Below are 7752 nucleotides of genomic sequence, written 5' to 3'. Positions count from 1 at the left end.
GATCAATTTTCAAAGAAACTATATTCCACAAAACAATCGAAAGAATGATGATAGAAATGCCAATATATCAAAATCAAATAATACAGAAACTAAATATATAACTCAAATAATTTTAATTGGACATTTTTTATTGTAACAAATAAGTAGATTGAGAGTCTAACACAATATTCATTTTATAAATACTCCTCATGAACAAATCACTATTTACTCTTGCACTATTTCTTTTTGGAATTTTCAGCGTTACAGCCCAGAAGGAGTTTCAAGGTTTGGCGATTTATGAATCCAAAACGAGCACTTCTGATATGTCCAAACGTATGGAAGGCAACAAAGACCTAACTCCTGAGATGCGAAAAATGATCGAGCAACGGATGAAAGGTATGTTTGAAAAAACATTTATTTTGAATTTTGACCGTTCAGCATCGATTTATAAAGAAGAAGAAAAGCTAGAAGCTCCAGGTACGGGCGGAAATATGCGAATGATGTCGTCCATGATGGGTGGCGGCGGAACGTATTACAAAAACGTAAAAGAAAAAGTGTATAGCGTGGACAAGGAGTTTATGGGAAAAGAGTTTCTGATTAAAGACGCACTTCCCACACTTGAATGGAAAATGGAGTCGGAAACAAGAAAAATTGGAGGATACACTTGCTATAAAGCTACGGCTGTAAAACCAGTAGACGCTTCAGATTTTAGAAACATGCGTGCCAAAGACGAAGCCAAGGTTGAGGACTCAAAAGACGAGAAAAAAACCGAGAAACCACAATCAACCAACTTTATGGACGGTTTTGAAATTCCAAAAGAGGTAATCATTACCGCATGGTACACTCCTGAAATTCCCGTTAATCAAGGTCCGGAAGGGTATTGGGGTTTGCCTGGATTAATTTTGGAAGTGAATGATGGCAAAACCATTATTTTATGTTCAAAAGTAGTGATGAATGCCAAAGAAAAAGTGGAAATCAAAGCCCCTAATAAGGGCAAGGAGGTTACCCAAAAAGAGTATGATGAAATAGTAACCGCCAAAATGAAAGAGATGCAAGAAATGAGAAGAAGCGGGAATGGCGGAATGCGTTTTGGGAGGTAATACTACTGTTAAAAAATAAGTTTATAACCTTGACCACGAACATTTATAATTTGAATGTTGGGGTCAAGGTTTAGTTTTTTACGGAGTTTGGTAATAAATACATCCATACTTCTTCCGTTAAAAAAATCGTCGTTGCCCCATATTTTTTTGAGCACAATGGAACGGTCCAAAATTTCATTTTTGTTTTCGATTAATAAATGTAAAAGCGCAGCTTCGCGATGCGTTAACGTGATTATAAGTTCAGAAAAGTGCAAAGTTTGTTTCGTAAAATTGAAATTATAATTGCCAATTGAAATTTTTTCTTCGTTTTTAGCGCTATTAATTCTGCCTAAAAGTGCATGAATTCTCACAATTAGTTCTTCCATACTGAAGGGTTTTTTGAGGTAATCGTTTCCTCCCGCATTGAATCCTTCAATTACGTCTTGGGTTTGCGACTTGGCTGTTAGAAAAATAATAGGGACTTTTTTATCCATTTTCCGAACGTCTTTAGCTACTGAGAAACCATCTTTTTTGGGCATCATAACGTCCAGAACCAACAAATCAAATTTTTGTTTTGTAAATAGTTCAAAGGCTGCTTCGCCGTTGAGGCAATGCGTTACTTCAAAGTCTCGGGTTTCTAAACTTTCTTTGATGATTAAACCAAGTGCGGGTTCGTCTTCGGCTAAAAGAATTTTGATTTTAGGGGGCATTTGTAATTGCGATTTTAAAGATGGTTTTGTTAGTATTAGATACTAGTTCCAAAGTACCGTTGTGTTTTTCTATGATTTTTTTTGCGTAATAGAGTCCAATTCCAAAACCTTTTACATCGTGAATATTGCCTTTTGGAATCCGGTAAAATTGTTCGAAAATCTTTTCTCGTTGCGATTTTTCAATTCCAAGACCGTTGTCTTCAACCGTAATTTCGATGCGTTTGGGCGTTTGAACAATGGCAACTTCTACCTTGTTTCCGCCGTATTTTAGGGCATTATCAATCAAGTTTGAAATGGCATTTTCAAAATGAAACACATCTACATGCGCTAAAATAATTTCCTGATTAGCCGTAAAAATAATTTCTTTATCAGTTGCAATTTGGTGCTTTTCGATATTGGTTTTTAGGAGTTCAACACTATTTATTTCTTCTTTATTAAGGTTTAATTTGTCGGTATTCAAGGATGCCGTTTCTAGCAATTTCTCGACCATAATTTTTAGTTTGTTTAATTGTTGTCCTGAAACATCGAGATAACGAGTGGTTTTTTCTTTGTCGTCAACGGCATTGAAGTTTTTAATGCCTTCAATTGCAGCAGAAATGGTAGTAATTGGTGTTTTAAACTCGTGGGTAATGTTGCTGATTAAATCGTTTTTGATTTCGTCTATTTTTTTCTGTTTTTGAATGATTTTTAGTAGAATGATTAAACACGAAATGATGGATAATGAAAGTAATAAGGAAAGAAATATTTCGGTAAAACTACGTTTTAAGAGCAATAATGTTGGGTCGGAAAATGCGATTTGAAGTTTTTGTTCTTTTGGAATAAAAGTAGTTCCTGAAACGGCAGTTAATGGTAAAATTGAAATAGTGTCTTTTTGAAATTGTCTAAAAAGGGTATCGGACTTGAAATGTTGTAAACGATAATCAACGTTAACGTTTTTTCGAGCCAATTCTCTATCGACAGATTTGCTCAACTTTTCAAAGTTGATGGAATCTTGAAAAGTGGAAATGATAATCTTGTTGATTAGATTGGTTAGTTTTGAAATACTGTCAGTGGCTTTTTTGCCTTTAAAAACTTTAATTGCAGAAATTTTATGAGCATCGCCATGAATTTCTATATTGGATTGTGGATTGGTGGTATCTTTTTTGTTTTTCCATTTTGGTGTCTGGTTAATCGAGTCTTGTATTTTTTTAGGAATATCAGCGTCTTTAAGTTCTAATGTAGAAGATGTAAATGCTACTGAAATTTTAAAATTTGAGGTATCAATTTTGGTGGTATCTTTTTTTAGATTGTTTACTTTTTTAGTACGACTTCGTTTTATTTTGCCAATGTTTTTACTAAAAATGGAATCATTAATTACGTTATCGATAAAATCGTCTTTAGCAATGGTTTCATTTTCATCAACAAAAGCCACAAAATCATTTTTAGAATCTTCTACATAATAATATTCAATACTGTTATCAAAAGCAGTTTGTACTTCTTTGATGAGTTGATTTTTGGTTTCCTTGTAGCTTTTGATGTTCCAAAAAATTTGCAAGCCTATTGTTGCCAATACCGTTAGGGTAATGAAAATGATAATGAATTTGTAGTTTTTGATTTTCATATTTCAAAAGTAAGAAGGAATTTGATACTATGAGAGGTGTTAACAATCGTTAACTTTCATTAACGCTGTGTCGGATTTAAAATCATTTAATTTGTAGTGTCGATTTGAAACCTGCTAATTTGAGTTAGTGGCCTTGAGATGAATCACAAAGATTATTTTAGGCCTCAGGTTTCAGACGGCGAAGCTAGCCCCGACATGAGTGGAAAGCTCCCGATTTTTCTTCGGGACTTGAAACGTTGGCGGGAAAAAGCTCCTAAAAAACGAATAGTAAAATTTAAAAATCAAAATTATGAACAGATTGATTATCACGGTTACAATTATGGTATTGTTGGTTTGCACCAAAATGATGGGACAAGATTTTCAGGGAAAAGCCGAATATTTTTCGAAGTTTATTTTTAAAACGGATAAAATTAAGTTAGATGATGGCGACAAAAAGGAAGAAGACAAAGAGCTGCACGAAGCGGTGAAATTGGCTATGAAAAAATCGTCCGAGAAAACATATACCTTGCTATTTAACAAACAAGAAGCCGTTTATGAAGAAAACGAGGCTTTGGAACAGCCAACCAATCCAAACGATGGCTTTTCTATTTCAGTAAAAATGTCGGGTGGTGGTAAAAAGTACATCAACACCAAAGAAAAAATAAGTTTGGAAGAAGATGAAATTTTTGGAAAAGAATTTTTAATCGAAGAACCTTTAGAACAACCGAAATGGCAAATGGTAAATGAGACCAAAAAAATTGGCGATTATACTTGCATGAAAGCTGAATTAATCATTCCGGTTAGCGAGAAACAAAAGCAAGATTACAGCGATTTTTTGAAAAGAGAAGAAAAAAAACCAGCTCTTTTTAAAATGGAAGAACCCAAAGACAAAGTGATTGTTGCTTGGTATACACCCGAAATTCCGGTGAGTTTTGGTCCAAATAATTATTGGGGTTTGCCCGGACTTATTTTAGAAATTAATGAAGAGAACTTAGTTGTTTTGTGCTCCAAAGTAGTTTTGAACAGTAAAGAAAAGTTAAAAATTAAAAGACCAAATACGGGTGATAAGGTTTCTAAAAAAGAATTTGATAGGATTCAAAAGAAAAAAATGGACAGTATGAAAAATGAAGACGGGATTATCATTCACTCTTTTGAAAATTAAAATCAAAAATAAAGTAACGATTGAGTTAAAATGGAGTCTAACAAAGAATGGAAGAAATAATCTTCCAATTCTGTACCAAAATTAAACTGGTTTGCAAACCTATTTATTTCCAAAAACAATGCAAAAAATTACTCTTTTCTTTTTTTTAACCTTCTTTGCTTTTGCAACAAACGCACAGAACATTAGGCTCGAAGGCACTGTTACTGATAATTCCAAACTTGGTTTAGAAATGGCCAACGTTATGGCAGTTAATCAAGAAACCAAGGCGATGGACGGCTATTCGATAACGAATGACAAAGGAAAATTCCAACTATCATTAAAACCCAATACAAAGTATATTCTTAAAGTAAGTTATATTGGGTACGCCACATTTGAAGAAAATTTTACTACTGGTGCCGAAAACAGCACTAAAGTAATTGTTCTTTCGGAAGGAATGGAACTCGAAGGTGTTGAAGTTGTGCGGGAAATGCCTGTTTCGATCAAAGGCGATACGATTGTGTACAATGCCGATTCTTTTACCACAGGAACCGAACGAAAACTAGAAGATGTATTGAAAAAACTTCCCGGTGTGGAAGTAAATGCCGATGGCGAAGTGGAAGTGGAAGGTAAAAAAGTGCAGAAATTAATGATTGACGGAAAAGATTTTTTTGACGGGGATACGAAATTAGGGGTAAAAAATATTCCAGCAGATGCGATTGATAAAATCCAGGTGTTGCGCAACTACAACGAAAATTCAATTTTGAAAGGCGTTGAAAACAACCAGGATAATCTCGCGATGAACATCAAATTAAAAAGTGGTAAAAAGAACTTTTGGTTTGGCGATGTCAATGCAGGTGGCGGAATTGACGACAACAACGACGTGAACCGATTTGTAACCAATCCGAAACTGTTTTATTACAGCCCGAAATACAGCATCAATTTGATTTCGAACTATAACAATATTGGCGAGCTCCCATTGACTATTCAAGATTATTTTAAATTTACGGGTGGATTTCGAAATATGATGGCCAAAGGCGGTTCGAGTTTTAATGTTTCAAGCAACAATTTGGGTATTCCGTTGTTGCGAAACAACAGAGCCAAGGAAATTGATACCAAGTTTAATGCAGCCAATTTCTCCTTTAACCCCAACAAAAAATGGACGTTTAGTGGTTTCGGAATTCTATCACAATCGCAAACGCAAACCGAAACCATTACAAATACCAACTTTTTACGACCCAATTCGACCGAAGTGGCTTCGACCCAAAACAGCAACCAACTTGCAAATCAAAACAGCACATTGGGTTTGGTAAAATTAAGTACACAATTCAAACCGAATGAAAAATTCCAAATGGATTATGATGTTTTGAGTAGGTTTTCAAAACAAGACGATAACAGCTCGCTTTTTAGACAAGTTATTGACGAAAATTTAAACGAAAATTCAGAGGATATTTTTACCAATGGCAACCAAGAGCCGGTAACAATCAATCAGAACTTGAGTTTTTATTACACGCCAACTAACAAACATATTTTTGCCTTTGAAACCCAACACATGTATCAAGAAGAAGACCCTTTTTACAACGCCAATTTACAAACACAACCTTTTGAATTCAATGGTTTTATTGCGGGACAAAACAGAAACAACATCAATCAAGAACGTTTTGTAAAAACGAGCAAGTTAGATTCGAAACTAGATTATTACTACATTTTAACTCCAAAAAGTAACATTAATGTAACGCTTGGAAATACGAACTCTCATCAAAGTTTTAATTCTCGCATTTTTCAGATTTTAGACAATCAAAACGTTAATGATTTAGACAATCCCGAAAATACGAATGATGTGACTTATCGTTTTAACGATGCTTTTTTAGGATTGCATTATAAAATATTGACCGGAAAATTTACGTTTACACCCGGAATTAGCATTCATCAATATAATTTAAACAATGAGCAGCTTGGTACCAATTTCAAGTTGAATTTAACTAGAGTTTTACCCGATTTTTTAGCTATTTTTCAAATTAAAAAGTCAGAAACGTTGACGTATAATTTTTCGCTCAATAATAATTTTTCGGATATTAACAATCTAGCCGAAGGGTTTGTATTGAATAACTTCAACAGTTTATCAGCTGGAAATCGAACGCTTGAAAACGCCATTCAGCAAACGCACACTTTGGGATATTTTAAGTACAATATGTTTAATTTTGAAAACATAAGTGCCAATATAAGTTACAATAAAACCGTTGAAGCCTTAAAAACAAGGGCTTTGTTTGACAATGTCAATCAAGTATCTACGATTTTTAATTCGCCATTTGCCGATGAGGCTGTTTCTGGTCGACTGCTTTATGGCCGTGGATTTTTAAAATATTACAAGGCATCGTTAGCTGTGAATTTAAATTGGTCGAAATTCAATAACATTTTAGTGGATCGAAACACCTTTCAAGATGTTTTTGTCACAAACGAACAATTCAGGCAAAATTATATTTTTAAGGCCTCAACCAATTTCAAAAACGTTCCTAATATTGAGTTGGGATACGGATATACGGCTAATCAATTGCCCAACGAGACCTTTTTTACAGACAGTCCGACGGTGAAATTGGATTATTTTTTCCTGAAAAGTTTTTCTTTTGTATCCGAATATGAGTATTTTCACTATTACAACAAAGACAAAACGGTCGAAAACGAGTATGATTTTCTATCGGCAAGTTTGATTTATCAAAAAACTAAAGACAGTCATTGGGAATACAAACTTTCGGCAACCAATATTTTGAATACAAAAATCTTGCGCGACAACAGCTTTTCGCAATTTGCCACAAGCGATTCGCAATATACGGTCCAGCCGAGGTACATTCTTTTGAGTTTGAAATATAATTTATAAGCAAGATGGATACCGTAAAGTTAGAAAAACAGTTGCGACTTGTACCACTGGTTTGTTTTGTTTTGATTTTGTTTTTGCGAAAAATGTTTGAGTCAACAGGATCTTTATTGTTAACAATTGGCACTATTATTTTAGGATTTATTGCCGTTGGTTCTTTTTTATTTCGAATTTATTTAGAAAAACAAAACGGAACGTTTGTAGCCAAAAAGTATTATATTTTTTACTTTATTATTATAATTTGGATGGTAATGTACTTCTATGAGATGATTCAGAAGTAAAAAGTGATATATTTGAAAATTATTTTTAAATAGATAAATGCTGTGTTCAATTCATAAGTGCAACAAACTTATTATTTAGAGTTTCTATTGGACTAAGATAATTGAATTTTCTAA

General features: G+C 33.8%; 6 protein-coding genes and 1 pseudogene. 5 read left to right on the top strand and 2 right to left on the bottom strand.

From position 1 onward, the window contains the following. Both ACIQ2X_RS11715 and ACIQ2X_RS11710 read left to right on the top strand, forming a co-directional pair. Nucleotides 1-101: pseudogene (locus ACIQ2X_RS11715) on the top strand (IS1595 family transposase); the annotation flags it as partial. 87 nt (nt 102-188) lie between these two features. After that, a complete protein-coding gene (locus ACIQ2X_RS11710) occupies nt 189-1079 on the top strand; it encodes a GLPGLI family protein (RefSeq protein WP_396179101.1) in 891 nt (296 codons plus the stop codon). Between the two features lie 8 nt (nt 1080-1087). Here ACIQ2X_RS11710 and ACIQ2X_RS11705 read toward each other — a convergent pair whose 3' ends face one another. Both ACIQ2X_RS11705 and ACIQ2X_RS11700 read right to left on the bottom strand, forming a co-directional pair. Then, nucleotides 1088-1768 (bottom strand): response regulator transcription factor, encoded by a 681-nt coding sequence (locus ACIQ2X_RS11705; RefSeq protein ID WP_396179100.1) that lies wholly within the window; start codon nt 1766-1768, stop codon nt 1088-1090. Next, nucleotides 1758-3368: a sensor histidine kinase gene (locus ACIQ2X_RS11700; protein ID WP_396179099.1), complete on the bottom strand. Its 1611-nt coding sequence runs from the start codon at nt 3366-3368 to the stop codon at nt 1758-1760. Before ACIQ2X_RS11700 ends, ACIQ2X_RS11705 begins: the two co-directional genes overlap by 11 nt. Before the next feature lie 289 nt (nt 3369-3657). Here ACIQ2X_RS11700 and ACIQ2X_RS11695 point away from each other — a divergent pair, with 289 nt between their 5' ends. The 3 genes from ACIQ2X_RS11695 (at nt 3658) to ACIQ2X_RS11685 (ending at nt 7638) form a co-directional block, all read left to right on the top strand. Beyond that, the gene (locus ACIQ2X_RS11695; protein WP_396179098.1) at nt 3658-4509 is read left to right on the top strand and encodes a GLPGLI family protein; all 852 of its coding nucleotides are present in this window, start codon (nt 3658-3660) and stop codon (nt 4507-4509) included. Nucleotides 4510-4627: 118 nt separating this feature from the next. Beyond that, entirely contained in the window at nt 4628-7360 is a 2733-nt protein-coding gene (locus tag ACIQ2X_RS11690) for a carboxypeptidase-like regulatory domain-containing protein (RefSeq protein ID WP_396179097.1), read from the top strand. A gap of 5 nt (nt 7361-7365) precedes the next feature. Next, complete coding sequence (locus tag ACIQ2X_RS11685; RefSeq protein WP_396179096.1) at nt 7366-7638, top strand: hypothetical protein; 273 nt, start codon at nt 7366-7368, stop codon at nt 7636-7638. Nucleotides 7639-7752: the final 114 nt, after the last annotated feature.

The sequence above is a fragment of the Flavobacterium sp. genome (assembly GCF_044368625.1).
Classification (GTDB): Bacteria; Bacteroidota; Bacteroidia; order Flavobacteriales; family Flavobacteriaceae; genus Flavobacterium.
The sequence above is the reverse complement of the archived record's forward strand: the minus strand, read 5'-3'. Positions and strand labels throughout refer to the sequence as shown.